This is a genomic window from Faecalispora anaeroviscerum (assembly GCF_947568225.1).
Classification (GTDB): Bacteria; Bacillota; Clostridia; order Oscillospirales; family Acutalibacteraceae; genus Faecalispora; species Faecalispora anaeroviscerum.
Genome location: NZ_CANOOQ010000001.1, coordinates 1,811,104 through 1,836,840, shown reverse-complemented (window position 1 = coordinate 1,836,840; position 25,737 = coordinate 1,811,104). Strand labels below are relative to the sequence as shown.

Sequence of the window (25,737 nt, the reverse complement as noted above, 5' to 3'; positions counted from 1 at the left end):
TTATGAGAGATAATAGATTTTGTAACAGGAACTGAATTCATATTGTGGGGAATGACTGTGCTATATGGGTTCTAGCTACATTTTTTTTCGGGATTGCTGCCTGGCGCTCCCGTCTTTTTGTTTGATTTGACATTTTTTTCGGGGGAAGAACGCTGTTATTTTTCAAACAAAGGCGGTCGCTTTTTTGACGGAGGAAAAACACTCTCTTGCAATTCACCGGAAAAGCCCGGCCCGGCTATACTTGATTGGCTATGGTCAAATTCAAAATTATTGGAGGTTGACATCTAGGAATGAATTGGCACGCTGAAGCTCTAGAAAAAATTCAGGAAACCCTGAAAACGGACTTCAAGCTTGGTCTGACCACTTCGGAGGCAGAATCCCGCCTTCAGAAATATGGTCTAAATAAGCTGAACGAAAAGCCGCCCCGTACCTTCTTCCAGCGTTTTATGGACCAGATGAAGGATGTTATGATTATCATCCTGATGGTTGCGGCCTTGATTTCTGTTGTACTTAGTATCTACAACACGATGATTGGCCATGAGGCTGAGTGGATTGAGCCCATCGTAATCGTATTGATCGTCGTGCTAAACGGTGTGATGGGTGTGATTCAGGAGAGCCGAGCGGAAGCCGCTCTGGAAGCGCTGAAAAACATGACAGCCCCCAACGCAAAGGTGCTCCGTGACGGTAAGATACAGTCCATTCCTTCTTCTCATCTGGTTCCCGGCGATGTCGTTGAACTGGAAGCGGGCGACTTTGTTCCGGCAGACTGCCGACTGATTCGCAGCTCCAGCCTCAAATGTGACGAAGCGGCTCTTACCGGTGAATCTGTTCCAGCAGACAAAATAGCAACGGACGACATAAAAGTAGACGCCCCTCTGGGCGACCGCTTTAACATGGTACATTCTGGCTGCGCGGTTTCTTATGGTACCGCCAAGGCGCTTGTGATCGGTACCGGTATGGAAACCGAAATGGGCAAGATCGCCGCACTGCTGGATGAGGAAGAGAAGGGTATGACCCCGCTGCAGCAGAAGCTGGCTCAGCTCGGTAAATACCTGGGTATCCTCACTCTGGTGATCTGTGCGATCGTATTCGTCGTTGGCTTGATCGACGTGGTCGGCCCGATGGATGGCGAAGATGCGGTAACCGGTATTCTTGAAATGTTTATGACGGCTGTTTCTCTGGCTGTTGCGGCAATCCCCGAAGGTCTGCCGGCAATTGTTACCATCGTGCTCGCGATCGGCGTACAGCGCATGGTTGAGAAAAACGCAATCATCCGTCAGCTGCCTGCGGTTGAAACACTGGGTTGCACCTCTGTTATTTGCTCTGATAAAACCGGAACTTTGACCCAGAACCGCATGACTCTGGTAAAGGCGTATACCGAAAAGCAGGGCGTCGTTCCGCTGGATGGCGACCTTTCTGATGAGACTCTTTCTCTGTTGCGTTTGGGAACCCTGTGCACAGACGGTATTGTGCGCATTGAGGAGGACGGAACGGAGAAGCACTTGGGTGACCCGACTGAAACCGCTATCGTAGCCTGCGCCATGCGCAACGATATCCACCGCTCAGAGCTGGATTGCTCCGCTCCCAGAATTGGCGAGGTTCCGTTTGACTCCGACCGTAAGCTGATGACAACCGTGGTAAAAACCGACGGTAAGATTATCGTCATTGTTAAGGGCGCTCCGGACATACTGTTCGGTCGTTGCGCCTCTGGCGATATTGAAGCAGCTACCCGCGCTAACGAGCAGATGGCACAGGATGCACTGCGCGTTCTGGCAATCGGCAGCAAGGTGATCGATGAAGAGCCTCGGGAATACACCGCCGCCGAGCTGGAGAAAGACCTCTCCCTTGTTGGCTTGGTCGGTATGATTGATCCGCCAAGACAGGAAGTAAAGGCTTCCATCGCCGAGTGCTACAAGGCCGGTATTCAGACCATTATGATCACCGGTGACCATGTAGCGACCGCTTCAGCCATTGCGAAGGATCTGGGAATCCTGCGTGAGGGCGATCAGGCCATCACTGGCGCACAGTTGCAGGCGATGAGCGACGAAGAGTTGTCCGAGAACATCAAGCATTACAAGGTGTATGCCCGTGTTACTCCGTCGGATAAAATCCGCATTGTAAAAGCGTGGCAGAAGGAAGACCAGGTTGTTGCGATGACCGGCGACGGCGTAAATGACGCTCCGGCGCTGAAAGCGGCGGATATCGGCTGCGCGATGGGTATTACCGGTACCGACGTAGCCAAGGGCGCTGCCGCCATGACACTAACGGACGACAACTTCTCTACGATTGTTACGGCCGTTAAGGAAGGCCGCGGTATTTATGACAATATCCGCAAAGCGGTTCACTTCCTGTTGTCGTGCAACCTGGGCGAGGTTATTACCGTGTTTGTTGCAATGCTGCTGTGGAAGGAATCTCCGCTGATGCCTGTCCAGCTGCTGTGGATCAACCTCGTAACAGACAGCCTGCCGGCGCTTGCGCTGGGCATGGAGCCGGTTGAGTTCGACGTGATGAGCCGTAAGCCCCGCTCGAAGTCCGAGAGCATCTTTGCCCACGGGGTAGGTGCTATGGCAATTGTTCAGGGTGTGATTATCGGTACCATTACGCTGGTTGCATACTATCTTGGTACCCGCGTCATCACCCCGATTAGCCCGAATGCACAGGGAATCGATATTGTATTGGGCGAGAGCATGGCGTTTGCCGTGTTGGCGATCTCTCAGCTGATCCACGCGTTCAACATCCGTTCCAGCCACTCGCTGTTTAAGGTTGGCTTCTTCACTAACAAGTACATGAACGGTGCGTTCCTGGCGTCTCTGGCTTTGATGCTGGTGGTACTGCTGGTTCCGTCTCTCAATGGTGTCTTCAATGTTGACTTTATGCATATGGAGGCATGGCTGATCGTGATCGGTCTGGCTTTTGTTCCGCTGGTGGCAGTGGAAATCATCAAAGCAATTCAGCATGCGATCGCCAAAAAGGATTAAGCAGGATTTGTTTTGATCACAGCTTTATAATGAGGCCGGATTCCAGAGAGAACCCGACCTCATTTTTTCTTTCTAAAAACGGTTGGCGTACGGAAAAAGATGCGATATAATAGCTTTACGGATTCGAAGGGAAGCTTCGGGCGGCTGAGAGCGGATGAAATCATCCGCTTGGTGATTCTACGGATTCAGATAATGTCTTTGTAAGCTTATTTGCTGATTTATGATAGTATGAGAAATAATTCAATTCGCCCGCCGCTGGGGGAAGGAGTGGAAACGATGAAAGCATTGATTACAGGGGCCAGTTCGGGAATCGGCCGTGACATGGCCAAAATTCTGAGCCGCCGCGGCTATGACCTGATTCTGGTGGCCCGCCGCAAGGAACGGCTGGAGGAGCTGCAGCATCTGCTGCCCTCGCAGGTGAAAATTATTTGCGCCGATTTGGGGCAGGAACAGGCTTGCTTTGATCTGTACGAGCAGACCAGAGGAGAAAACATCGATATTCTCATTAACAATGCAGGCTTCGGCTTGTTTGGTTCCTTTGCGGAAACAGATCTGCACCGAGAGCTGGAACTGCTGGATGTCAACGTCCGCGCGGTGCATATCCTCACAAAGCTGTTCCTGCGCGATTTTCTGAACCGGGATTCCGGGTATATCCTCAATGTAGCGTCGAGCGCGGCGTTTTTGCCCGGCCCGCTGCTTTCCTCCTATTACGCGTCCAAAGCGTATGTGCTGCGGCTGACGCAGGCTGTGGGCGAAGAGCTGCGCCGCCGGGGGAGCCACGTGTATATCGGGACCCTTTGCCCCGGTCCGGTGAATACGGAGTTTGACCAGGTGGCAGACGTGCGCTTCAGCGTTCGCAGCATGTCGAGCCAGCGTGTAGCGATGATTGCGATTCAGCAGATGTTCTCCCGCCAGCCGGTGATCATTCCCGGCAGCACGATGAAGGTGTCAAAGCTTTTGATGCGCGCGATACCGGATGCGCTCCTGCTCCGAATTTCTTATCATTTACAGAAGAGAAAGCAGGGGCCAAAGCCCAATCAAGCAGAAAGGAGTGGCGCGTCTGACGCGCCGGAACAGAAGAGATGAAAGCTAGAGTAGTACAAGAGGTGGTTTTACTATACCGCCTGACAGAAGATACAGAACTGGGGAAAAGCGCAATAGAGGCATTCAGCCGGGCGGGAATTCCCTGCCGGCCTGTGACACAGGAGCAGCTCGGCGAAACGGTGGGAGCGCTTGCGTCCGCTTCACCCGAAGGGAAGAGCTATGACGGAGAAATCCCGGAGCGCAGTGCCATGGTGTTTTCCGGCTTTACCTCCAATCGGCTGGATCAGGTGCTGAATCGTCTGCACACGGTTGATCCCCGGAATCAGGCGATGAAAGCGGTCGTGACCGACACAAACCGCACCTGGTCGTTTGAGGAGCTTCTGCACGAGCTGTCCCGTGAGCGCGAGGCAATCCGCCGCCAGCTGCAGGAGCAGCAGGAAAATGCAACGGCCGAACAGGCACAAGCTACTGAATAATAAAAAAGCCGGGGATGCTCCCCGGCTTTTTCTGTGCTATGGCTTCAGATACCCCGCGTTTTACTCGTCATGAAGCAGTGGTAATTGTTTTCTTGCAAATGGTATAAACCACGGCTGAAGAAATCTTAAATCCGCAGCAAAGAGGGAGCCGCTGTGGATGCGATTGGCTGAAGACAGGCCAAATGATCGAGCAAAGCGCAGAGCTGCTGCTCGTCAAACACGCAGTAATCGGCGCTGTCGCGCGCAGTGGGCGCTATTGGGCGTGAACCGCCAAAGCCGATCCCTACGCTGGCCAGGCTCAGCATTTCGGCGTCACTGGCCCCGTCGCCGACGGCCACAACAGGAGTGGGGAAATGCCCCACAATCTCCTTTTTGTTCAGATAATAGGAAATACGGTCTATGTATCCGTTTCTCGTAATGGTTTTGGAGGAAAAACATCGCCCCTCCATTTGAAGACGGCGTAGCAGCGGCTGCGTCCATACATCCGGGTGCTCAGTCGCTAAAAAGCAGCGCTCGCGGTGAACGCGAATCCAGGCAGCCAGGCGCTCGTTCAGGGCAATCTCGCCGGCAATTTTTTGGGCGTCAGCAATGGGGATTTGACGCAGCAGCTCAATTTGCAGCCGAAAGCTCTCTTCAAAGGGGAGAAGGCCGCGTCTGGCCTGCTCTGTAATCTCACTCGATTTTTGTTCCATTCCGATCTGCTGAGCCAGCAGCGGAAGCAGCTCTTCCCGGGTGACGGTTGAATCCAGATCAAATATAAAATAAGGTTCCTGCATGAACGAAAGTCCCTCCTACGGTTGATTCTTTCATTATAGCGGAAAGTCAAAGCGGAGAAAAGCAAAATGCCAGAAGATACTGCTTTTAACATTATTTACAAGACAAAGCACCGCCGCCCTGCCTTAAGAGGCGTTTCCCGACGTTTTTTCAAGGGAATACGGCGCGTGATTGACCGGCTGAACCATTGCTTTTTTAGCGTTGCTTTTGTACCTGTTCAATTTCGGCAGGAAAGCTGCCAGAATTTACAGCTTGCAATATGTTACAAAAGTGTTACACTTATGACAAGTTATTACAAGCTTTACCAAGGAGGTACATTCTATGAAATTACGTAGGTTATACGCCACTGTATTAGCGGTGGCAATCGGTTCTACCGTCACAGCATCTGCGGTTGCTTACCAGCAGAAAACAGTACAAACCTCGGGGAACGTTACATCCTGCCCCACCAGCACTGCCTCAAAGACTACGAGCACAGGCTCCAGTGCGGTGGAAAAGGCAGTCAGTCAGGCGCTTACATCTGCCGGAAAGAGCGCATCCTCTCAAAACTGCGGAGCCACTACTGCGGCTTCAAAAACTTCTTACGGTTCTTCGAACTGCACCGGCAACACCGCCGTGAAGGCACAGACCACCAGCACCTGCCCGACGGCTTCCGCAATTCCGGAGCTCTCCGCTGTGTTGGATAAGGTCTCCTGCAAACAGGCGGAATGTGCGAACGGTACTTCTTCCAACTGCGCGGCGAACGTACCCAACTGTTTCCGCCAGGTGCTGGAACGCTGCGGTGTTTCGGTACCTGATTCCCTGGCCTCATTGAAAAACTGCGGTAACTCTGGTTCTTCCTGCTCCGGTAAGACCACCAATTGCACGGGTTCCTCCTGCAATTCTTCTTCCGGCAGTCAGGCTTCCAGCAAGCCTTCCAGCAGTCAGGCTTCCAGTAAGCCCTCCAGCTCTTCTTCCAGCAGTCAGGCCACATCCAGCAAACCCTCCAGCTCCTCGTCCAGTGCTTCTTCCAGCACACCGTCCTCCAGCCAGTCGAGCTCCAGCGCGGTTTCTTCCGCAAAGCCCTCCGATACGCTGACCTTTGAGGAGCGGGTTGTCGAGCTGGTTAACCAGGAGCGTGCCAAGGCCGGCCTGAAATCCGTGACCATGAACCTGAAGCTGTCCAACGTGGCGAGAGCCAAGTCGCAGGATATGCACGACAACAACTACTTCTCGCACACCAGCCCCACCTATGGTTCTCCGTTTGATATGATGAAGAAATTCGGGATTACTTACCGCACCGCCGGCGAGAACATCGCCATGGGCTACCGTACCCCCGAAGCCGTTATGGAGGGCTGGATGAATTCTCCGGGCCACAAAGCCAACATTCTGAACAGCGCTTATACCGAGATCGGCGTGGGCTATGTTTCTGACGGCAACTATTGGACTCAGGAGTTCATCGGCTGATTTTCGCCAACAGCGCGATGACAGGGTTAGGATCGGCCGAATCCAGTATGGACTTGGTACGGTTCCCCTGAGAAAGCACATGAAAAGTTCATCCTTTTTATAGTAATGAAAGAAGCCGCGAAGATTTTCTTCGCGGCTTCTCAGTGTTTCGGAGGGTCACGCGACCGTGACCGGTTTCACATTTGTGCTTACCTCGTTGAGTTCACTGCAATATCAGTTATATACGACAAGGATGCTCCTTTATTACAGCGCTTAGCCTTGTGCCTTCGGCGATCTGTCTGTTTTGCACGCAAAAATCTCCCGGCTTAGCCGGGGGATTTTTGAATCAATATACAATTGCGCCATATTTGCTTGCGGTGCGTTCGATCAGCTCCAGATCAATCTGGCAGTTGGTGTCCACGATCAGCCGCCCTTGTACATAGCGCAGGGCCGCCTCCAGAATTGTACGGCTGTCGGTATGTACAGCCAGCGGCAGGCGGGTGACGGAGCCGAACTGAGAGAGCAGCATCACGTCATCCAGCGTGTTGAGTTCAATCAGAGCGGCGTTGACCTGCTCGTCGTCCAGATCAATCAGGTCTTCCTCCAGCGCAATCGAGCATTCAATCGGCTCGCTCAGGGTGATGTCGCTGCCGAGGAAGAAGGCCTCGTTTTCCGTTGCGGCGGCATAATTGTCCGCGTCGGCATAATCCGACCCGAACGCAAAGGGCTCTTGTGCCTTCTGCCGCAGGGCCTGCCAATGCGCGGGAGTCTGATCACCGCCGATTCCCAGCACCGGAACCCCTGCGCGGAGCAGCGCCTGTGCCTGCTCCGCAAACGCTTCGGGCGAAAGCCCTTCGGCGGAGGGAATCGCGCACAGCGGAACCGACGCGTGGGGAATCACTTCCTTCAGCAAGGGGAGCATTTCAAGTGGAGGCATCGGGCCGCCAAGGCCGATCGCTTCCACGCCCATAGCCTGCAGGGTGATCACGGCGGGCAGCAGCGAGCAGCCCGTAAGGGTTTTACCGCTTTCGTCCACGGAAAGGGTGACAAAAACAGAAAAGTCGGAGGTACGGGAGGCCAGCACCGCCGCCCGCATGTCTGCCATCGAGGATTGATTCTCAATCAGAATGAACTCTGCGCCGCCCTGCTCCAGTACACGGATTTGGTCGCGGTAGCCATCGTAAATGTCGTCAAAATCCGCTTCACCGTAGGGGGGCACAAACAGCCCGCTGCCGCCAACCCGCGCGCCTACCGGCACCCCAAAGCGCTGCGCCGACTGACGGGTTATTTCCAGAAGCCCGGCGTTCAGCAGGCGCACCTGCTCCCGCAGAGCCTCGCGGTCGGGGGAAAAGGCATGTGAAAAGGCGGTAGGGGCACACAGGCCGCCAATTCCGGTAGACAGCCACTCTTCCTGCTTTTTCCGCAGAAGCTCACCGTTCTGAAGCAGCCATTGTTCTGCACTCAGATCGTTGCCGGCGGAAGAAACGTGAAAATCTTCCGCGGCAGGGCCGCCCAAAAGGAAAGGCAGCCTCCAAGGAACATTCATGATGACATCCTCCTGTAATTGATCCTGAAATTTGACAGCAAAGCGGCTTTTAAAAGCCTATGAATTTCCCACCCCGTCATAGACGGGGAAGAAATTCTGGTTTCAGAATGTGCGGCTTTGCCATAAAAGTAAAATGAAAGTGATTTTATGCTCCCCCTGCCGTTGGCGGGGAACACAGTGCGTTTTTTACATCGACTCGGGCGCTGAAATTTTAAACATGGAAAGCACATTGCGAATGACGGTGGTAACCGCCGTGCAAAGAGCCAAACGCGCTGCCGTCAGGCTTTCTTCCTCGCCGCGGACACGGCAGGTATTGTAGAATTTGTGGAACAGCGTTGCCAGCGTGATCACATAGCGATTGATGCGCGCGGGGTCGTAATCCTTGGCCGCCTGCACGATCTCCTCAGTAAACGATGACAGATGCCGGATCAGCTCCAACTCCTCGGGCGCGGTCAGAAGGGCCAGCTCGCTGTTGGTGCATTCGCGCGGGGCGATGCCGTCGGCCGCCAAGTTCCGCAGGATACTGCAAATTCTGGCGTTGGCATACTGTACATAATAGACGGGATTCTGGGAATCCTGTTGCACGGCCAGATCCAGGTCGAATTCCATCTGCGAATTCGGCTCGCGCATGTTAAACAGGAAGCGCGCCGCGTCTACGGGCACCTCGTCGAGCAGATCGGCCAGCTGAATTGCTTTTCCGGTGCGCTTGCTCATGCGCACAACCTGGCCGTCGCGGGTGAGCCTCACAAGCTGCATCAGCACAACGTCAAGCTGGCTTCCCTTCAGGCCAATCGCGTCGAGCGCGCCCTTTAAACGGGCAACATGGCCGTGGTGGTCGGCGCCCCAAACATCGATACACAGATCATAGCCGCGCTTTTCAATCTTGTTGCGATGGTATGCAATGTCCGCCGCAAAATAGGTGGGGTTGCCATTCTGGCGAACAAGCACCTCGTCCTTTTCCGCACCGAAGTCGGTGGCGCGGTACCACAAAGCGCCATCCTTTTCATAGGTGACTCCTCGATCGGTCAGAAGCTTCAGCGCTTCCTTCAGCTCGCCATCATTGTGCAGAGTGCTTTCCAAAAACCATTGGTCGTATTCGATACGGTATTTTTTCAGGTCATCCTTCATTTTTTGGATGTTGCGGGGCAGAACATATTCTACCAGTTCGCGCCGGCGGGTTTCTTCGTCGGCCTGCAGCAGCTTTTTGCCGAACTCATCGGCATACAGCTTAGTATTTTCCTTAATGTCCTCTCCCTGATAGCCGTCCTCGGGGAACTCCACGGCATCCTCACCCAAAAAGAGCTGTTGGTACCGGGCGGACAAAGAAGCACCGAATTTTTCAATCTGATTGCCGGCATCGTTGACATAAAACTCGCGCCATACCTCAAAGCCCGCCATATCCAGAACAGCGGAGAGGCAGTCTCCCAGAGCGCCGCCGCGGGCGTTGCCCATGTGCATGGGGCCGGTGGGGTTGGCGGAAACGAATTCCACCATCACTTTTTTCTTTTTGCCGTAATTGCTGCGGCCGTAGTTGCTGCCCAGCGCGGCAATGTCCTTCAGCACATCCACATAAAAGCGGGAGGAGAAGAAGAAGTTCAAAAAGCCCGGGCCCGCTATTTCGTAGCGGTCAAAATAAGTACCGCTGAGTACCAGATGCTTTGTGATCAGCTCGGCGATTTTACGCGGGGGCAGACGGAATGCGCGGGCCGAAACCAGCGCGGCGTTGGCAGACCAGTCCCCATGGGCGCGGTCTGCCGGAATTTCGAGCGTAAAAGCGGGCATTGGCTCAGCGGAAAGTTCCCCTGCGGCCACCGCGCGGCCCACGGCGTTCAAAATGGCTTCTCTCAGCTCTTCAGTGGCTTGCTGTACTAGTTTCGACATCTTTCTGTTCTGCCTCCTTGACGGTAATCAGGATTTCATTGATGCTGGACAAATCCGCATTGATGTCCAGCGTATAGTTTACGGCCAGCTCGCCGCCTTTGTCGTGAAGGCGGGAATCCACCTCGCTGGTGAACACACCAACCATCAGAGCGCCAAAGCCGGTATCATACTGGCACTGGTGGCGCTTTCCCTTTTCAAGAATCAGGCGGGTATTTCCGCCGCCGCGCATCAGTGAGACGGTATTGCTGCCGTCTACCTTCAGCACAGAGGTGATGGCTGCGTTGTTGTGGTCGGGGTCATATTCCTTATAAACAATAAAGCGAGTGTCGCCCTTGGTTAAATAGGAGCCAAGGGTTGTGAGGGTCACTTCACCCACATCATCGTCGATCGTCTGTCGGCCGACGATATTGATCCAATAATTTTCCTGCATGAATGATCCTCTCCTTCCGGTGCCCTCCGGTAAACCGGAAGCATCGCAATCAGAAATACACTTTGTCAAAAGCCAGCTGAATCAGGCGGTCCAGTAGCTCGGGATAGGGCAGGCCGGAGGCCTCCCAGAGCTTGGGGTACATGCTGATGCTGGTAAAGCCCGGCAGGGTGTTCAGCTCGTTGAGCAGAACGGCGCCGTCGCTTTTACGCACAAAGAAATCCACGCGCGCAAGGCCGCTGCAGCCAAGCATGCGGTAGGCCCGCAGGGCGTTTTCCCGCACCTCTTCGGCGATATCCTCCGGGATGTGGGCGGGGATGAACAGCTTTGCAGCACCGGTTTTATATTTATCGTCGTAATCATAAAAGTCTGCGCCGGAGGCGATTTCACCCACGATTGAGGCTTCGGGGCGCGAAAGCCCCAGAACGGCGCACTCGACCTCCTGTCCGACGACGGCTTCCTCCACAACGACCTTGATGTCCTCGCGGGCCGCGCGCTGAATGGCAGCGTCCAGATCCTCGGGGCGGGTAACCTTGCTGACTCCAACGGAGGAGCCGGAGTTTGCGGGCTTTACGAATACGGGGTAGCCAAGGCGTGCTTCAATCTTTTTGCAGATTTTCTCCGCGCCGGTGAAGTAGTTGTCGGTAAAGAACCACAGGTAATGGGCCTGGGGGATTCCGGCGGTTTCGAGCAGGCTGTTGGTGATCGCCTTATCCATGCACACCGCGGAAACAAGTGACGAGCAGCCCACGAACGGAATGCCCGCCATCTGCAGCAGGCCCTGCACAGTACCGTCCTCGCCGTTTTTGCCGTGCAGCACCGGGAACACCACATCCACAGGGATGGTTTCAAAGCCGGTTTCGGTTTGGGCCAGAATGCCGTGAACCGTGCGGTCGGGCGAAATCAGCGCGGTGCGGTTTGCGGGGTTTTGTTCCCAGCTGCCGTCAGGCATTTCGGCCGGGTCACCGGAAAACAGCAGCCACCGGCCTTCCTTCGTAATACCGATTTTGACGACGTTGTATTTGTCCTGTGGGATATTCTGAATCACAGAGGCCGCCGAAACGCGCGAAACCTCATGCTCGGTAGAGCAGCCGCCGAACAGAACGGCGACAGTTGTTTTTGACATGATATTCCCTCCGTATTCTTGCAAAATCACGCTGCGCTCCAAACAGGTATCTACTGCTGTTATGATACGCCAGCAGAAGCGCGGTTCATGCACTGCGGCAAGATACAATATTTCAAATATATATCATAGCACAAGCGGGCGGCGGGCGCAATGCGAAATTCGCGGGATCTCTGGGGTCACCCTGAATTTTTGCGTGATCCCACTCAACAAAAATGCTCCGCGGTTTTATACCGCGGAGCGCGCATAAGCAGAGTGTGAATTCTCCCAATATTCACCGGCCAGAATTTTTGGGATGCGTGACGCGACAAAACGCAGCCTCCCTGTCTATTCGGCCGGCGGAAAACAGCGGTTTTCTTCATAATAATAAATATTCCCGGAAGGGAAGTGCTTCTTAGTGACAAGCCGTAAAAAATAGTGTATACTAAACTACGTGTTTTCAATACAGAACGATCTATGGGCTGCGCCCAGATGAATGGCAGTATTCATAAGCTAGAGTAAAATGATGCTGTTTTGTATCCCTGCCTATGGGGAAGACAAAACAGCACTTTCGAACACGATTTGATTCCTTTGGTTGATTACAATAGCAGGAGTGATGACAGTTGGAACAAAAAGCATTTGACCTGATTGCCGAAAAGGTGCGTTCCGTTCTTTTGGAGCAGGGATTCCAAAGAAAGGAGGACGTGCAGGAGGAACAGGGACAGGCTGCGGTTTATCTCAGCGAAGACGCGGCGTACAGCGTGCTGTATGAGCGGGCGACAAAGCTGTTTCATCTGCGCGCCTGTGGGGTAACGGATGCCAAGCCGGACAATCAGTGGAAGAAGCTTTCTTCTTGGGCGTTTGACCCCGAAGCCGACACCGCAGCCTACGCGGCAAGCATTGCGGAGGATTTCGCAGAAACGCTGGGCGGCAGCAGCCGTAAGGAGCTGATACGTCAGCAGAAAAAGAGAAAGAAAAAGGACGAGGATGCGACAACCGACCCCCTGTTCTTCTTTAACCGTCTGGCCAGTATTTTCCCAGAGCTGCGTGCTGAGCTGGCGCAGGAGCGGGCCACCTATGGAACCGTGCGCAGCGTTACCTTTACACGCGAGCATGTGGTAAGCCGTGTAGAGCAGCTGGCGAAAACCTATTCGGGTACCGAGCCGTTTAAAAAGCTGTGCAATGTTCTGAATGAAATATATGAGCATGGTGATATGGACGTTCGTTCCATTATCACGATTGTTCTGCTCAATGGGATCAACGACCAGCAGGCGCTTGAGAACCTGAGCAAAAACTTCAGCGAGGATCTTTCCAAGGTATACGACAAAGCCAAGGCACTCAAGGGCAAAAAAATCCGGCCGGAAAAGAAGAAAAAGAAACCGAAATATGCGGATGAGATGCTCCAAACCCTTGATGATCACGTGTAACGGAACCCGGTGCGCTCCGTCTCCGGCGAAAGGCCGGCCGGGTGCGCACCCGGCTTCGTCGGGCGTGAAAAAAACAGTTGACCGCCGGCAAATAGTATGTTATAATATGAAATACCTCAAATAAGGGGTTATTTTTTTGTGCCCTTTTAAGAGGGAGGCCGTGGTCCTTTACGGATCCAATAATTTTCCGTGAAACGGGAGGTGCCGTCATGAGAGTAAAAGTCACATTAGCCTGCACAGAGTGCAAACAGCGTAACTACGACACAATGAAAAACAAGAAGAACGACCCGGACAGGCTTGAGATGAACAAGTACTGCAGATTCTGCAAGAAACACACTGTTCATAAGGAAACGAAGTAAGTCGGAGGGAGAAAACAGATGGCTGAGAAAAAACCCAACGCTCTCGTCAATTTCGGCCTGGGTGTGGCGAAGTTTTTCCGCGACTGCAAAAACGAACTCAAGAAGATTGTCTGGCCTACCCCGAAGTCGGTGTTTAAAAATACCGGCGTGGTTCTGGCGATGATTCTGATTATCGGTCTGTTCATTTTCGGCCTGGATACCGTTTTTATGAATCTGTTGGGGCTGTTCATGAATATTGCGAAGTGAGTATGCGGAGGAAATAACTATGCCGGAAGACGTCAGGTGGTACGTGATTCATACCTATTCCGGGTATGAGAACAAAGTGGCATCCAACCTGGAAAAAACGGTGGAGAATCGCCAGCTTCAGGATTTGATTCAGGAAATCCGAGTTCCGACTGAGATGATTACTGAAATCAAGGACGGAAAGAAACGTGAAGTGGAGCGCAAGATCTACCCCAGCTATGTTTTGGTGAAGATGGCCCTCACCGATGAATCCTGGTATGTGGTTCGCAATATCCGCGGCTGTACCGGTTTTGTAGGACCTACGTCCAAGCCGATTCCGCTTACCGATGAGGAAGTGGCGCGCATGGGCGTGGAGAAGAAAACCGTGGAGGTATCGTACCAGGTGGGCGATTCGGTCCATATTGTGGACGGTCCGCTGGAAGGATTTGTCGGTACGGTCGAAGAAGTGGATCTGGACAAAAACCGTGTTCGTGTCACGGTATCTATGTTCGGACGCGAGACTCCGGTAGAGCTTGAGTTGGATCAGGCCGAGCTGGTGTCTGATTAAACAACAGTTTAGTATAATCAGCGGAATTTCCGCTCATTATGAGGGGCTTGCCCCTGTGGGAGGGACGGCGCAATCGCTGCTGTTCCGCCATCTACCACGAATTTTGGAGGTGCAACAAAATGGCTCAAAAGGTTACGGGCTTTATTAAGCTCCAGATACCCGCTGGCAAGGCGACCCCGGCTCCCCCGGTTGGTCCGGCCCTCGGTCAGCACGGTGTCAACATTATGGCGTTTACGAAGGAATTCAATGAGCGCACAAAGAACGACGTCGGTCTTATTATCCCTGTGGTGATCACGGTTTACGCAGACCGCTCTTTCTCGTTCATTACCAAAACTCCGCCCGCTGCGATTCTTATCAAAAAAGCCTGCGGGATCGAGAGTGGTTCGGGTGTTCCGAACAAGACTAAGGTTGCAAAGATTACCCGTGAGCAGGTCAAGAAGATTGCGGAACAGAAGATGCCCGATCTCAATGCTTCCAGCGTAGAGTCTGCCATGAGCATGGTAGCGGGAACCGCGCGCAGCATGGGCATTGAAGTCGTAGATTGATCACCCGGGTGGGAGGAATAATCCGATTTTACCACTCAATAGGGAGGAAAACCAATGAAACACGGTAAGAAATATGTAGACGGTGCCAAGCTGGTTGAACGCGCAAAGCTGTATGATCCTCAGGATGCTCTGGAGTTGTGCGTAAAGACTGGTACCGCAAAATTTGATGAAACAGTCGAAGTCCATGTCAAGTTGGGCGTAGACGGCCGCCATGCGGATCAGCAGGTTCGCGGCGCGATCGTTCTGCCGAACGGCACCGGCAAGCAGGTTCGCGTTTTGGCGATCTGCAAGGGTGATAACCAGAAGTTGGCTGAGGAAGCCGGCGCTGAGTTTATCGGTGCGGAAGACATGGTTCAGAAAATTCAGTCTGAAAACTGGATGGACTTTGATGTGCTGATCACCACACCCGATATGATGGGTCTGGTTGGCCGTCTTGGTAAAGTGTTGGGCCCGCGCGGCCTCATGCCGAACCCGAAGGCCGGCACCGTAACCCCGGATATCGCCAAAGCGGTAAAAGAGGCCAAGGCAGGTAAGATCGAGTATCGTCTGGATAAAACCAACATCATTCACTGCCCCATCGGCAAGGTTTCTTTCGGTACCGAAAAGCTGCAGGAGAACTTCTCCGCTCTGCTTGGCGCTATTGTAAAGGCAAAGCCCTCCGCTTCCAAGGGTCAGTATGTAAAATCCTGCGTTGTGGCTTCCACTATGGGCCCCGGCGTCAGAATCAATCCCAGCAAGGTAGGCGGAATGTAATTTCCCCTTCGTTGCCCGAGCGGTTTTTTCTTGACAAGCTTTCGGAAAAATGATATAGTATCTAAAGCTGTTCTTTATCCAAAGACAGCAGGTGCGTATGCTTAATGAAACCGTGCTTCGGTTTCGGCCTGCCGAGGAAAGAGCCGTTCACTTTATTGTCTATTTTTAGCTAAGTGACGCCTTTCCTGCGCTTGCAGGAAAGGCTTTTTTGTTTATTAGAGAGTGCTGACGAATCATGATGTTTGTTTTTGTGAAAATCAGCAATGCTTAATAACTTAAGAATACGCACGATTCCTTTGGATCGATGGAGGTGAATACTTTTGCCAAGTGAGAAGATTTTAGCGGAAAAGCAACAGTATGTTGCTGAACTGAAAGAAAACCTCAAGTCCGCTTGTGTCGGTGTGATCGTCAGCTATAAGGGCATCACAGTGGCCGAGGACACCAAACTCAGAAAAGATCTGCGTGAGGCCGGCGATACCTACCGCGTGATCAAGAATACCTTGCTGTCCCGTGCGCTGAAAGACGCGGGGATCGAGGGTCTGGATCATGTACTGGAAGGTACCACTGCAATCGCTTACAGCGAGGACAACTATGTGTCCGGTGCAAAGATTCTGTCTGCGTTTGCGGAGAAGAATAAGAAGTTCGAGATCAAGGCGGGTTTTGTTGACGGCGGTGCCGTTGATGCCGCTGCGGTGAAAGAGCTGGCGGAGCTGCCCTCGAAAGAGGTTCTGGTTGCGAGGGCTCTGGGTGGCTTGAATGCCCCCATTACCGGTTTTGTCACTGTTCTGAACGGAACAATGAAAGGCCTGGTGGTCGCGCTCAATGCGATTGCCGAAAAGCAGGCTGCAAACGCCTGATTGCTTGAAAAAATTTAAAATTTAAATTTGGAGGTTCCACCATGTCTGATAAAGTTGTTAAGTTGATTGAAGATGTTAAGGCTCTCACCGTTCTCGAGCTGTCCGAGCTCGTTAAGGCTCTGGAAGAGGAGTTCGGCGTTTCCGCTGCTGCTCCTGTTGCTGTTGCTGCTGCTCCGGCTGCTGCTGCTCCTGTTGCAGAAGAGAAGACCGAGTTTGACGTTGTGCTGAAGGCTGCCGGCGCTAACAAGATCCAGGTTATTAAGGTTGTTCGCGAGATCACCGGCCTGGGCCTGAAAGAAGCGAAGGAACTCGTTGATGGCGCTCCCAAGAACGTTAAAGAGGGTGCTTCCAAGGACGACGCTGAAGCAATCAGAGCGAAGCTTGCTGAGGCTGGCGCAGAAGTCGAAGTTAAATAAGATTTCTTGTTGCAATCAAAAGGATGCCGTGAATTTATTTCGCGGCGTCCTTTTTTGTTGTATTTTCGCTGTTGCCCGACGGTCTTTACAACCGCAAAGGAAGAACCAGCTCGCCAGATTGTAATTCGTTTGCGGTGGGGTGGTTCTTTTCTTCTTGTACATAGGGGAAAGCCGGTTGTGGAGGGCTGAAAAAGAAAGATTTTCTGTTGACAATCCGTTTGCTGCCTGCTATGGTTAGGGCGAAGGATTTGCTTTGCCGATTCCGATGAAACCGGTTCGGGAGCAATGACAAAGATGTTTTTGGCAATTGGCGCTGTTTGGCGCATAGAGGAAAGGAAGTGCTGCCGTGTCGGCAAAGTATATGAAAAAATCACCGAGAGTGAGCAGACTCTGGGTTGTAATTTGTATCCTGTTGGCTCTGATTGTGGGAGCTATTGCTTTCTTTTGGGTGACTCAGGGGCGCTTCCCTCTAGCTCCGGGGACATCTCAGTCTGGGAGTGAACCTGCCGGCTCTCTGGCTGGCAGTATGGCAGAGAGTTCCTCTGCTTCGGAATCGGCTCTTGAAAATTCCGGGAATGCGTCTTCCAGTGTGATGAACGCGGTGGTTTACACGAACAAAGCCTATGGTTTTACGGTTGCCCTGCCACAGGATTTTGAGGGTTACACCATCCTAAATGGCGAGTGGAAGGGAACTGACATTAAAAACACAGGAAGCAAGGCACGGGTGTTCAAGGGCCCGCAGATCTCTATTCGTGACCCGCGATGGACCAGCCAAGTTCCGCGTCAAGATATTCCGATCATGATCTTAACGCTGGAGCAGTGGAATCAACTGCAAAACGAAGAGTTTTCCATCGGTGCGGCACCAATCAATCCCAGTGAACTGGGCAGGAATTCCAAGTATGTCTTTGCGTTGCCGGCTCGGTACAATTATGCGTTCCCGGAGGGATACGAAGAGGTGCAAACGATTCTGGACGGCAATCCTCTCGCCGCTTTTGAGCCGACTTCCGGCAAATAATCTGCATTCAGGAGGGAACATTGACCAAAAAGGAGGTGATTTTATCGTCGATTTTAAATGGGAACCCCTTTCTGCTCACCATGCAGAAGAACTGTTGAACTTGTGGGGGGATGAGGATGTTATTCGCTACACTGCGATTCCATCGCCCTGCTTACTGGAGCAGATACGCAGCAGAATTGATAACTTGTCTGCTTTCGACGTGTTTGTAATTCGGGTGGAGGATGAGGTCGTGGGTGTAGTCGGCTGTATTCCCATGGAGGGGCCACAAGAGAGGTATGGTGTTTTTTACCAACTGAAAAAGATTTTTTGGGGAAAAGCGTTTGCTACTCACATGGTGGATGAGATGCTGATGAAAATGAAAGAAAAATCTCCGTCTGCCGTTTTTTATGCGGATGTAGTTGCTGATAATATTGCCAGCGAAAAAATATTACGACACTTCGATTTTCAATGCATATCTGTTGAGCAAGACGGATTTGAACGGGATGGTAGTAAGATGGACGTGCGACATTATATGTTGTCTTTCGAAGGCGCAAAAAGCTGATTTTTGCCACAATTGAAACAGAGAGGCCAACCCTGCTTTGGGCTGGCCTCTCTGTTTTGTCAAAGCGTCGGATACGGCGCTGCTTTTTATTTTTTCACAACGGGAATCCATACCTCATATTGTGCGTTGAGTGGGTCGGCATTAAAATATACTTCAATGTCCGGCCCGTTGTCATACTCATATCCCGAGGTGGGGAGCCACTCCGTTACAATTTGCTGCTCAAGCTTCTGTATTGCCTGAGGGCATTGGCCTGCACCGGAAAAGATCGCCCAGGTAAACGCCGGTACAGTGTATTCCTCCAGTTTGTCACCAGTGGCCTGCGTACTTGCGGCTGCAATCAAATATCTCCATTCCTCTGTGCAGCCACATACGCTGACCCCCAGGATCCCTTTGGGCTCGCTGTCTATCATAGACGCCAGGCGCTGCGCTGTGCCGTCTGCCGCGGCCCGTTGCCACATTTGAGGGACAATCTCAAAGTTTTTCTCAATTTCATGGTACAGCGGCTGAGAGACCCCTACAATGCGAAATGCCTCTTTCTGTTCGATTCGATAGTTCATTTCTTCCACTCCTTTGATCGTAATTTTAAAACTGATCGGAGGAAATGACTTGATTTTGGCACCCTTTTCACGGATCAAGGAGGGTGCGGTTTTGTGAACGCTTTGAAAAGCCCGGTTAAACGCGGTGGGAGAAGTGTAACCATATTTCATCGCGATGTCAATAATTTTTGCTTCCCGATCCTGCAAATCCACCGCCGCCAGAGACATCCGTCTTCTGCGGATGTATTCGGAAAGTGGGACCTCTGCCATATAAGCAAACATTCTTTGAAAGTGATACGGGGAGCAGCAGGCGATTTGGGCCAACTGCTCGTAATCAATCTCCTCTGTCAAATGTTCCTCAATATAACGGATACTCATGTTTAACCGGTTCATCCATTCCATGTCATTCTCTCTCCTTACCAAAAGTATAGCGAAGAATTGACCTGCCGTCCTCTCTTTCCCTGCACAAATTAACGAGGGTGCTGCAGAAGCACAAGTACGTAATCGGTAACAAGGAGTTTTTTATTATGCAGGAAAATATCGTGAACTGATAGGGCTTATTTTTAACTTGCATGTTAATCAGGATTTTCGTACAGTGGCACTTGTGTTGTTACATACAGAATCTTCTTGCAAGCGGTTTGAAGGTATTATTATATAAAATAGAAAATATTGATATATATCCATCGTTAATGATGATATAATTCTATCATAAAAATACGGAGGAATAAAATGTGGTTCATATATTATTGTTAGTTATCTATTTCGCTTTTATCAGTCTTGGGTTGCCTGACTCTTTACTTGGTTCAGCATGGCCGTCAATGTATGGTGGATTTGGCGTACCCGTTTCTTATGCGGGTATCATTTCAATGATAATTGCACTTGGAACAATTATTTCCAGTTTACAAAGCGACAGACTTACTCGGAAGCTTGGAACAGGAAAGGTCACTGAAATCAGTGTAGCAATGACAGCAACTGCATTATTTGGTTTTTCTATCAGTCCTTCTTTTGGGAGTTTGTGTTTGTGGGCAATTCCATATGGCCTGGGAGCGGGGAGCGTCGATGCTGCACTTAACAATTATGTAGCTTTGCACTATGCAAGCCGTCATATGAGTTGGCTTCATTGTATGTGGGGTGTTGGTGCATCTCTTGGCCCATACATTATGGGTCATGCTTTGACCGGTGGACAAAGTTGGAGTATGGGTTATCGATATATTGCTGTTCTGCAAATTGCATTGACTTCCGTTTTGCTGTTTAGTCTTCCTCTCTGGAAAAGCAGGGATACAGAAGAAGCAAGCAAAAGCGATCAAGGTACGGAGAAGGCCCTCTCTTTGCGGCAGATTGTGAGGATTCCCGGCGCAAAAGAAGTGATGCTCACATTCTTTTGTTACTGTGCCATAGAGCAGACAACAGGTTTATGGACAAGTAGCTATCTGGTGCTTTACAAAGGGGTTTCGGCAGAAACAGCGGCGGGTTTTGCCGGCCTGTTCTTTATCGGGATTACCATTGGCCGGGGTTTTTGCGGCTTTCTTACGATGAAGCTGAATGATACGAACATGGTGCGCTTAGGCGAGTGCATCATCCTAATTGGCATTGCCGCCTTATTTCTGCCATTTAATGAAAATGCCACACTGGTTGGGCTAATTTTGATCGGTCTTGGTTGTGCACCGATTTATCCCTCAATCATTCACGCCACCCCTGCAAACTTTGGCGCGGATCGGTCGCAGGCCATTATTGGTGTACAAATGGCCTGTGCTTATGTGGGAACTTGTTTTATGCCTCCGCTGTTTGGGGTGATTGCAAATAATATTAGTGTAGCGTTGCTGCCACTGTATCTGCTTTTGATATTGGCACTTATGTTTGTTATGCACGAGCTGCTATTGAAAAGTGTAAAGGAGAAAAGAAAATTGATGGTTGATTTACATATACACAGTGGATATAGCGAAGATGGAGAGTAAGACCCAAAAAAGCTCGTGCAGCAACACCATATTATCCGGTGTAAATTTTTTCTCGTGTCCTTTTGTCAATTTTGTGGGTTTGATCTCCAAACAACCGCAAAAGAAACAAGCCAACCCGAAAAGGTTGGCTTGTTTCTTTTGGAGCGGATGATGGGAATCGGGTGTAGCGGCCATAGCACGCGTTCCGCGGTAAAACCGTTTTTCTGCCCACCATCCAAAAGCCTGCGTCCCTTTTGCCACTTTTCTTGGGTTCTCATCCCAAGCATCTGCAAAAAGCCAGCCTTGAAGGCTGGCTTTTTCGTTGGAGCGGATGATGGGAATCGAACCCACACGGTCAGCTTGGGAAGCTGAAGTTCTGCCACTAAACTACATCCGCGAATAGAGCATATAATTACTTTTATAACTATTGAATTTTATCATATTCCTATTTTGTTTTCAAGGTGTTTTTTAAAAAAACTCACTTCTTTTTGCTCTACTTAACATAATGTTTTTAAGATAAAGAAAGATTTCCTTTTTATTCCACACTTTCCACAGACTTTTCCACAAACAACCACGGACAACATGGGAGATCAAGCTCTTTTGCTCCGTTTTCCCCATCAATTATTCACACAGAGGGTGGAAAGTTGCTTCGTTTATCGGTTTACATAACGACAGAAAGCGGAAATAAAAAAAGGGAGCCAAACGGGATTCCCGTCTGGCTCCGCTTACAGAATCAAGAAATAAAAAGGCAAATATTGACAAGTGCTTGTTTATTTTGTCTTGGAACGAACCTCTTCCGTCGCTTTTGTGATGAAATCCGACAAAGGCATGGTTCCGATGTCGCCGTCGCGACGGCTGCGGACAGCGACAACGCTGTTCTCCACTTCCTTGTCGCCGATGACGAGCATATAGGGAATTTTTTCGAGCTGCGCCTCGCGGATCTTATAGCCGATCTTCTCACTGCGGTGGTCGCAGGTAACCTCAAGTCCGGCCTCTTCGAGCTGACGTTTGATCTCATCTGCCTGGTCGTGCAGGCGTTCGCTGATCGGCAGCACACGAACCTGCTCGGGCATTAGCCACATGGGCAGCGCACCGGCGTATTTTTCAATCAGCAGGGCCAGGGTGCGCTCATAGCAGCCAAGAGAGGTGCGGTGGATGATATAGGGGTTCTTCTTCACGCCGTCCTTATCCACAAATTCCATGCCGAATTTCTCGGCAAGCATCTGGTCGATTTGAATGGTAATCAGGGTATCTTCCTTACCGTATACGTTGCGGATCTGAATATCGAGCTTCGGGCCATAGAATGCCGCTTCATCAATGCCGATAGAGTATTCAATTCCCAAATGATTCAAGATACGTTCCATCACGCCCTGTGCTTCATCCCATTGCTCCGGAGTGCCAATATATTTCGCGCGGTTGTTCGGGTCCCATTGAGAGAAGCGGTAGCTGACGTCTTGATCTAACCCAAGGGTTTTGAGCATAAAGTTAGAAAGCTCAACACAACCCTTAAACTCTTCTTCCAACTGTTCGGGGGTGCAGATCAAGTGGCCTTCAGAAATTGTGAACTGACGCACGCGGATCAGGCCGTGCATCTCGCCGGAATCCTCATTGCGGAACAGGGTAGAGGTTTCACCCAGGCGCATCGGCAGGTCGCGGTAGGAGCGCTGACGGTTCAGGAATACCTGGTACTGGAAGGGGCAGGTCATCGGGCGCAGGGCAAATACTTCCTTGTCCTTCGATTCGTCGCCCATTACAAACATGCCTTCCCGATAGTGGTCCCAGTGGCCTGAAATTTTATACAGATCGCTTTTTGCCATCAGCGGAGTTTTGGTCAGCAGGTAACCGCGCTTCTTTTCGGTATCCTCCACGAAACGCTGGAGGGTTTGCAGAACACGCGCGCCCTTCGGCAACATGATCGGCAGGCCCTGACCAATATAATCGACGGTTGTAAAGTATTCGAGCTGGCGGCCCAGTACATTGTGATCGCGTTTTTTGGCTTCCTCTACCTTGGCCAAGTATTCCTCAAGCTCCGAAGCCTTGGGGAACGAAATGCCGTATACGCGCTGCAGTGCCTTATTCTTCGAATCGCCGCGCCAGTAGGCAGAGGTGGCAGCGGTCAGCTTGACGGCCTTCACGCTGCCGGTGGAAAGCAGGTGCGGGCCGGCGCACAGATCCACAAATTCACCCTGACGGTAGAACGAAATATCCTCGCCCTTGTCCGCATGCTCCTCAATCAGCTCCACTTTGTAGGGCTGCTCCCGTTCCTCCATCAGATGCTTTGCTTCGGCGGGGGAAAGGAGAAACCTCTCAATCGGCAGGCCCTCTTTGATGATCTTCTTCATCTCCGCTTCGATCTTCGGCAGATCCTCGGGGGTCAGGGTGCGGGGCAGATCAAAGTCGTAGTAAAAGCCGCGCTCAATCGACGGGCCAATGGCGAATTTCGCTTCGGGGAACAGGCGCCCCACCGCCTGCGCCATAATGTGAGAGGTGGTGTGCCAGTAGGCCTTCTTGCCGTCTTCCTGATCAAAAGTCAGGATTTCGAGGGAACAATCCTCGCTGATAGGGGTACGCAGATCAACCACCTTGCCGTTCACGCGCCCGGCACAGGCAGCCTTGTAAAGGCCCGCGCCAAGGGATTTCGCCACTTCCGCGACGGTAATTCCGGATTCATATTCTCTGACATCGTCTTTCAGTGCTATTTTAATCATGGTGCTTCCTCCTGAATCAATTTATTCTGGATAGAGATTCATTTCGCAAAAAGCCTCTTCTTCCTTTTCCAGCCGTAGGCAGGGAAAGGAGGCTCTGTTATTGCGGTAAGGCTTCTTTTCCGGCGAATTTGGATATAAAAAAAGCCCCGCCCCAAAATCCTGGGGCGAGACTTGTAATCCCGCGGTTCCACCCGGTTCGGCAAAACAAAACAGCTTTGCCCTCCTTGCGGCCGATAACGGTGCCTGCCGTCACGCCTTAAACCGGGAACGGTTATTCGGCGCGCGCTCCAAGACGGTAATCCGGATTCTCTTTGCCGCACCCGCTTTCAGCCGACGACGGGCGCTCTCTGCTGCAAAGCACTGAAATCGGATCTTCTTTTCAACGCTTTTCTGTGTTCTGGTTTCATACTACCACCCGGCGGCGGCCTTGTCAAGCGAAGTGCTTCGTGATATTTCACGATTTTGTCCGGCTCCGCAATCAATTTTCTTGACAGAGGGGCTGTAAAAGTAATACAATTAGAAACAAGATGCGCTAAGTGGTGTATCTATGGGATTGACGCACCCGGCTTAATTAATTTGAATTAAAAAATATGAAAAAATTCACAACAAGGAGGTGTCCGTAATTTGAATGTTCCCCTATGGTTATGTTTGATAATAGCGTTCGGCTGCGCTGTTATTTTTGGGATAGTTGCTTTTTTCGCAGGGGTCAACCACAGAAAGAAAATCGCGGAATCCGCGATCGGTTCCGCTGAGCAGGAAGCTAAGCGCATTGTCAGCGATGCCATGAAAACGGCTGAAGCGAAGAAAAAGGAAACGATTCTAGAGGGCAAAGACGAGATTCACAGACAAAGAACGGAATCAGAGAGAGAACTGAATGAACGCAGAAAAGAAGTCCAGCGGCAGGAGCGAAGAATTCAGCAAAAGGAAGAAACCTTAGACAAAAAGCTGGAAGGGCTTGAGTCGAAGGAAAATGCGATTAACACCAAGAACAAAAAAGCGGATGAAAGGCTCGCCGAAGCGGAAGCCGTGAAGAAAAGCCAGTTTGACATGCTGGAACGTATCTCCGGTTTCACTGTAGAGCAGGCCAAGGAATATATGCTGAAAAATCTTGAGGACAAGTTGACGCACGAGAAGGCCGTCAAAATCCGCGAGTTTGAGCAGCAGGCAAGAGACGAAGCGGAAAACAACGCCCGCGAGATTATCTCGCTGGCGATTCAGCGCTGTGCCGCCGACCATGTGGCAGAGGCGACCATTTCTGTGGTGCCGCTGCCCAACGACGATATGAAGGGCCGTATCATCGGCCGCGAGGGCCGCAATATTCGCGCCATTGAAACAATGACAGGCGTGGACCTGATTATCGACGACACGCCGGAGGCGATTACACTGTCTTGCTTTGAGCCGGTACGCCGCGAGGTTGCCCGCATCGCCTTGGAGCGCCTTATTTCCGATGGCCGGATTCATCCTGCCCGCATTGAGGAAACGATTGAAAAAGCCCGCCGCGAGGTGGACGCCACCATTAAGCAGGAGGGCGAACGCGCCGTTATTGAAGCCGGCGTGAACGGAATCCATCCCGAACTGATTAAGCTGCTGGGACGGCTGCGTTACCGCACCAGCTATGGTCAGAACGTATTGAACCACTCTCTTGAGGTGGCGTATCTCTCTGGTATTATGGCGTCGGAGCTGGGGCTGGACCCCACACTGGCGCGCAGAGCTGGTTTGCTGCACGACATCGGCAAGGCGCTCGACCACGAAATCGAGGGCTCGCATGTTGATATCGGCGTAGACGTAGCGAGAAAGTATAAAGAAAGCGAAGCGGTTGTCCACGCGATTCAGGCCCACCACGGCGATGTGGAGGCGAAAACCGTCATTGCATGTCTGGTACAGGCAGCCGATGCGATTTCTGCCGCACGCCCCGGTGCCCGACGCGAAAATCTGGAAAACTACATCAAGAGGCTGGAAAAGCTGGAAGAGGTGGCTTCCTCCTTCAACGGAGTGGAGCGCTGCTATGCGATTCAGGCCGGCCGCGAGATTCGCATTATGGTAAAGCCCGAAGTGGTCAACGACGACCGCATGGTGCTGCTGGCCCGCGAGATCTGCGACAAGATCGAGCAGGATCTGGAGTACCCCGGGCAAATCAAGGTCAATATTATCCGCGAAAGCCGGGCAATCGAGTACGCGAAGTAACCGGCCCGCGGCAGAAGAGAGG

Annotated in this window: 24 protein-coding genes, 1 tRNA gene and 1 other annotated feature; of the genes, 16 read left to right on the top strand and 9 right to left on the bottom strand. The window is 51.7% G+C overall.

The features are described from left to right. The first annotated feature begins 290 nt into the window (after window positions 1-290). The 3 genes from QOS46_RS09120 (at window position 291) to QOS46_RS09110 (ending at window position 4,498) form a co-directional block, all read left to right on the top strand. Window positions 291-2,978 (top strand): calcium-translocating P-type ATPase, PMCA-type, encoded by a 2,688-nt coding sequence (locus QOS46_RS09120; protein ID WP_283609080.1) that lies wholly within the window; start codon window positions 291-293, stop codon window positions 2,976-2,978. A 276-nt stretch (window positions 2,979-3,254) separates the two neighbouring features. Then, window positions 3,255-4,064 carry an SDR family NAD(P)-dependent oxidoreductase gene (locus QOS46_RS09115; RefSeq protein WP_283609078.1) on the top strand — a complete coding sequence of 270 codons (810 nt, stop codon included), beginning with the start codon at window positions 3,255-3,257 and terminating at the stop codon, window positions 4,062-4,064. Continuing rightward, on the top strand, window positions 4,061-4,498 hold the full coding sequence (locus QOS46_RS09110) for a DUF3783 domain-containing protein (RefSeq protein ID WP_283609076.1): 438 nt from the start codon (window positions 4,061-4,063) through the stop codon (window positions 4,496-4,498). The genes QOS46_RS09115 and QOS46_RS09110 overlap by 4 nt, the downstream gene beginning before the upstream one ends. Before the next feature lie 125 nt (window positions 4,499-4,623). Here QOS46_RS09110 and QOS46_RS09105 read toward each other — a convergent pair whose 3' ends face one another. After that, window positions 4,624-5,274, bottom strand: coding sequence for an HAD-IB family phosphatase (locus QOS46_RS09105; protein ID WP_283609074.1), 651 nt, complete (start codon window positions 5,272-5,274; stop codon window positions 4,624-4,626). Between the two features lie 319 nt (window positions 5,275-5,593). On the opposite strand from QOS46_RS09105, the gene QOS46_RS09100 reads away from it, so the two are divergent. Then, a complete protein-coding gene (locus QOS46_RS09100) occupies window positions 5,594-6,715 on the top strand; it encodes a CAP domain-containing protein (RefSeq protein ID WP_283609072.1) in 1,122 nt (373 codons plus the stop codon). A 325-nt stretch (window positions 6,716-7,040) separates the two neighbouring features. Here the strand turns inward: QOS46_RS09100 and QOS46_RS09095 are convergent, their stop codons facing one another. The 4 genes from QOS46_RS09095 to QOS46_RS09080 form a co-directional block, all read right to left on the bottom strand. Beyond that, window positions 7,041-8,240, bottom strand: coding sequence for a homocysteine S-methyltransferase family protein (locus tag QOS46_RS09095; RefSeq protein WP_283609070.1), 1,200 nt, complete (start codon window positions 8,238-8,240; stop codon window positions 7,041-7,043). A gap of 186 nt (window positions 8,241-8,426) precedes the next feature. Then, entirely contained in the window at window positions 8,427-10,121 is a 1,695-nt protein-coding gene (gene argS, locus QOS46_RS09090; protein WP_283609069.1) for an arginine--tRNA ligase, read from the bottom strand. Beyond that, on the bottom strand, window positions 10,093-10,551 hold the full coding sequence (locus QOS46_RS09085) for a DUF1934 domain-containing protein (protein WP_283609067.1): 459 nt from the start codon (window positions 10,549-10,551) through the stop codon (window positions 10,093-10,095). The genes argS and QOS46_RS09085 overlap by 29 nt, the downstream gene beginning before the upstream one ends. 49 nt (window positions 10,552-10,600) lie before the next feature. Next, window positions 10,601-11,674 carry a D-alanine--D-alanine ligase family protein gene (locus tag QOS46_RS09080; RefSeq protein WP_283609065.1) on the bottom strand — a complete coding sequence of 358 codons (1,074 nt, stop codon included), beginning with the start codon at window positions 11,672-11,674 and terminating at the stop codon, window positions 10,601-10,603. A gap of 599 nt (window positions 11,675-12,273) precedes the next feature. Between QOS46_RS09080 and QOS46_RS09075 the strand changes: the two genes are divergently transcribed. From QOS46_RS09075 to QOS46_RS09030, 10 genes are all read left to right on the top strand, one after another. Beyond that, a complete protein-coding gene (locus QOS46_RS09075) occupies window positions 12,274-13,077 on the top strand; it encodes a DUF7674 family protein (RefSeq protein ID WP_283609063.1) in 804 nt (267 codons plus the stop codon). Window positions 13,078-13,286: 209 nt separating this feature from the next. Beyond that, entirely contained in the window at window positions 13,287-13,436 is a 150-nt protein-coding gene (rpmG, locus tag QOS46_RS09070) for a 50S ribosomal protein L33 (protein WP_009060563.1), read from the top strand. A gap of 18 nt (window positions 13,437-13,454) precedes the next feature. Further along, entirely contained in the window at window positions 13,455-13,682 is a 228-nt protein-coding gene (secE, locus tag QOS46_RS09065) for a preprotein translocase subunit SecE (RefSeq protein ID WP_283609060.1), read from the top strand. A 19-nt stretch (window positions 13,683-13,701) separates the two neighbouring features. Next, window positions 13,702-14,226 (top strand): transcription termination/antitermination protein NusG, encoded by a 525-nt coding sequence (gene nusG, locus QOS46_RS09060; protein WP_283609058.1) that lies wholly within the window; start codon window positions 13,702-13,704, stop codon window positions 14,224-14,226. 119 nt (window positions 14,227-14,345) lie between these two features. Then, on the top strand, window positions 14,346-14,771 hold the full coding sequence (gene rplK / locus QOS46_RS09055) for a 50S ribosomal protein L11 (RefSeq protein ID WP_009060576.1): 426 nt from the start codon (window positions 14,346-14,348) through the stop codon (window positions 14,769-14,771). A gap of 54 nt (window positions 14,772-14,825) precedes the next feature. Next, window positions 14,826-15,524 carry a 50S ribosomal protein L1 gene (gene rplA, locus QOS46_RS09050; protein ID WP_283609056.1) on the top strand — a complete coding sequence of 233 codons (699 nt, stop codon included), beginning with the start codon at window positions 14,826-14,828 and terminating at the stop codon, window positions 15,522-15,524. Window positions 15,525-15,584: 60 nt separating this feature from the next. Further along, window positions 15,585-15,743 (top strand) — a sequence feature (ribosomal protein L10 leader region). Between the two features lie 101 nt (window positions 15,744-15,844). After that, entirely contained in the window at window positions 15,845-16,381 is a 537-nt protein-coding gene (rplJ, locus tag QOS46_RS09045; protein ID WP_283609054.1) for a 50S ribosomal protein L10, read from the top strand. Between the two features lie 41 nt (window positions 16,382-16,422). Beyond that, window positions 16,423-16,797, top strand: a complete 375-nt coding sequence (rplL, locus tag QOS46_RS09040; protein WP_283609052.1) for a 50S ribosomal protein L7/L12 — start codon at window positions 16,423-16,425, stop codon at window positions 16,795-16,797. A gap of 346 nt (window positions 16,798-17,143) precedes the next feature. Further along, a complete protein-coding gene (locus QOS46_RS09035) occupies window positions 17,144-17,812 on the top strand; it encodes a hypothetical protein (RefSeq protein WP_283609051.1) in 669 nt (222 codons plus the stop codon). Beyond that, window positions 17,790-18,353: a GNAT family N-acetyltransferase gene (locus QOS46_RS09030; RefSeq protein WP_283609049.1), complete on the top strand. Its 564-nt coding sequence runs from the start codon at window positions 17,790-17,792 to the stop codon at window positions 18,351-18,353. The genes QOS46_RS09035 and QOS46_RS09030 overlap by 23 nt, the downstream gene beginning before the upstream one ends. Before the next feature lie 86 nt (window positions 18,354-18,439). Here the strand turns inward: QOS46_RS09030 and QOS46_RS09025 are convergent, their stop codons facing one another. Beyond that, window positions 18,440-19,291, bottom strand: a complete 852-nt coding sequence (locus QOS46_RS09025) for an AraC family transcriptional regulator (RefSeq protein ID WP_283609048.1) — start codon at window positions 19,289-19,291, stop codon at window positions 18,440-18,442. Between the two features lie 329 nt (window positions 19,292-19,620). Between QOS46_RS09025 and QOS46_RS09020 the strand changes: the two genes are divergently transcribed. Further along, window positions 19,621-20,844: an MFS transporter gene (locus tag QOS46_RS09020; RefSeq protein ID WP_283609047.1), complete on the top strand. Its 1,224-nt coding sequence runs from the start codon at window positions 19,621-19,623 to the stop codon at window positions 20,842-20,844. Here the strand turns inward: QOS46_RS09020 and QOS46_RS09015 are convergent. The 3 genes from QOS46_RS09015 to thrS all read right to left on the bottom strand — a co-directional run bounded on the left by QOS46_RS09015 (window position 20,806) and on the right by thrS (window position 23,531). After that, complete coding sequence (locus QOS46_RS09015; protein WP_283609046.1) at window positions 20,806-21,174, bottom strand: hypothetical protein; 369 nt, start codon at window positions 21,172-21,174, stop codon at window positions 20,806-20,808. The two genes, QOS46_RS09020 and QOS46_RS09015, sit on opposite strands and share 39 nt — an antisense overlap. After that, a tRNA-Gly gene (locus tag QOS46_RS09010) sits at window positions 21,147-21,220 on the bottom strand. Before QOS46_RS09010 ends, QOS46_RS09015 begins: the two co-directional genes overlap by 28 nt. A 373-nt stretch (window positions 21,221-21,593) precedes the next feature. Continuing rightward, on the bottom strand, window positions 21,594-23,531 hold the full coding sequence (thrS, locus tag QOS46_RS09005) for a threonine--tRNA ligase (protein ID WP_283609044.1): 1,938 nt from the start codon (window positions 23,529-23,531) through the stop codon (window positions 21,594-21,596). A 624-nt stretch (window positions 23,532-24,155) separates the two neighbouring features. Between thrS and rny the strand changes: the two genes are divergently transcribed. After that, a complete protein-coding gene (gene rny / locus QOS46_RS09000) occupies window positions 24,156-25,715 on the top strand; it encodes a ribonuclease Y (RefSeq protein WP_408611453.1) in 1,560 nt (519 codons plus the stop codon). Window positions 25,716-25,737: the final 22 nt, after the last annotated feature.

Excerpts from the sequence above, each read along its gene's own strand:
- QOS46_RS09120 (WP_283609080.1), top strand. The coding sequence starts at position 291 with ATGAATTGGCACGCTGAAGCTCTAGAAAAAATTCAGGAAACCCTGAAA.
- QOS46_RS09115 (WP_283609078.1), top strand. The coding sequence starts at position 3,255 with ATGAAAGCATTGATTACAGGGGCCAGTTCGGGAATCGGCCGTGACATG.
- QOS46_RS09110 (WP_283609076.1), top strand. The coding sequence starts at position 4,061 with ATGAAAGCTAGAGTAGTACAAGAGGTGGTTTTACTATACCGCCTGACA.
- QOS46_RS09105 (WP_283609074.1), bottom strand. The coding sequence starts at position 5,274 with ATGCAGGAACCTTATTTTATATTTGATCTGGATTCAACCGTCACCCGG.
- QOS46_RS09100 (WP_283609072.1), top strand. The coding sequence starts at position 5,594 with ATGAAATTACGTAGGTTATACGCCACTGTATTAGCGGTGGCAATCGGT.
- QOS46_RS09095 (WP_283609070.1), bottom strand. The coding sequence starts at position 8,240 with ATGAATGTTCCTTGGAGGCTGCCTTTCCTTTTGGGCGGCCCTGCCGCG.
- argS (WP_283609069.1), bottom strand. The coding sequence starts at position 10,121 with ATGTCGAAACTAGTACAGCAAGCCACTGAAGAGCTGAGAGAAGCCATT.
- QOS46_RS09085 (WP_283609067.1), bottom strand. The coding sequence starts at position 10,551 with ATGCAGGAAAATTATTGGATCAATATCGTCGGCCGACAGACGATCGAC.
- QOS46_RS09080 (WP_283609065.1), bottom strand. The coding sequence starts at position 11,674 with ATGTCAAAAACAACTGTCGCCGTTCTGTTCGGCGGCTGCTCTACCGAG.
- rpmG (WP_009060563.1), top strand. The coding sequence starts at position 13,287 with ATGAGAGTAAAAGTCACATTAGCCTGCACAGAGTGCAAACAGCGTAAC.
- secE (WP_283609060.1), top strand. The coding sequence starts at position 13,455 with ATGGCTGAGAAAAAACCCAACGCTCTCGTCAATTTCGGCCTGGGTGTG.
- nusG (WP_283609058.1), top strand. The coding sequence starts at position 13,702 with ATGCCGGAAGACGTCAGGTGGTACGTGATTCATACCTATTCCGGGTAT.
- rplK (WP_009060576.1), top strand. The coding sequence starts at position 14,346 with ATGGCTCAAAAGGTTACGGGCTTTATTAAGCTCCAGATACCCGCTGGC.
- rplA (WP_283609056.1), top strand. The coding sequence starts at position 14,826 with ATGAAACACGGTAAGAAATATGTAGACGGTGCCAAGCTGGTTGAACGC.
- rplL (WP_283609052.1), top strand. The coding sequence starts at position 16,423 with ATGTCTGATAAAGTTGTTAAGTTGATTGAAGATGTTAAGGCTCTCACC.
- QOS46_RS09025 (WP_283609048.1), bottom strand. The coding sequence starts at position 19,291 with ATGGAATGGATGAACCGGTTAAACATGAGTATCCGTTATATTGAGGAA.
- thrS (WP_283609044.1), bottom strand. The coding sequence starts at position 23,531 with ATGATTAAAATAGCACTGAAAGACGATGTCAGAGAATATGAATCCGGA.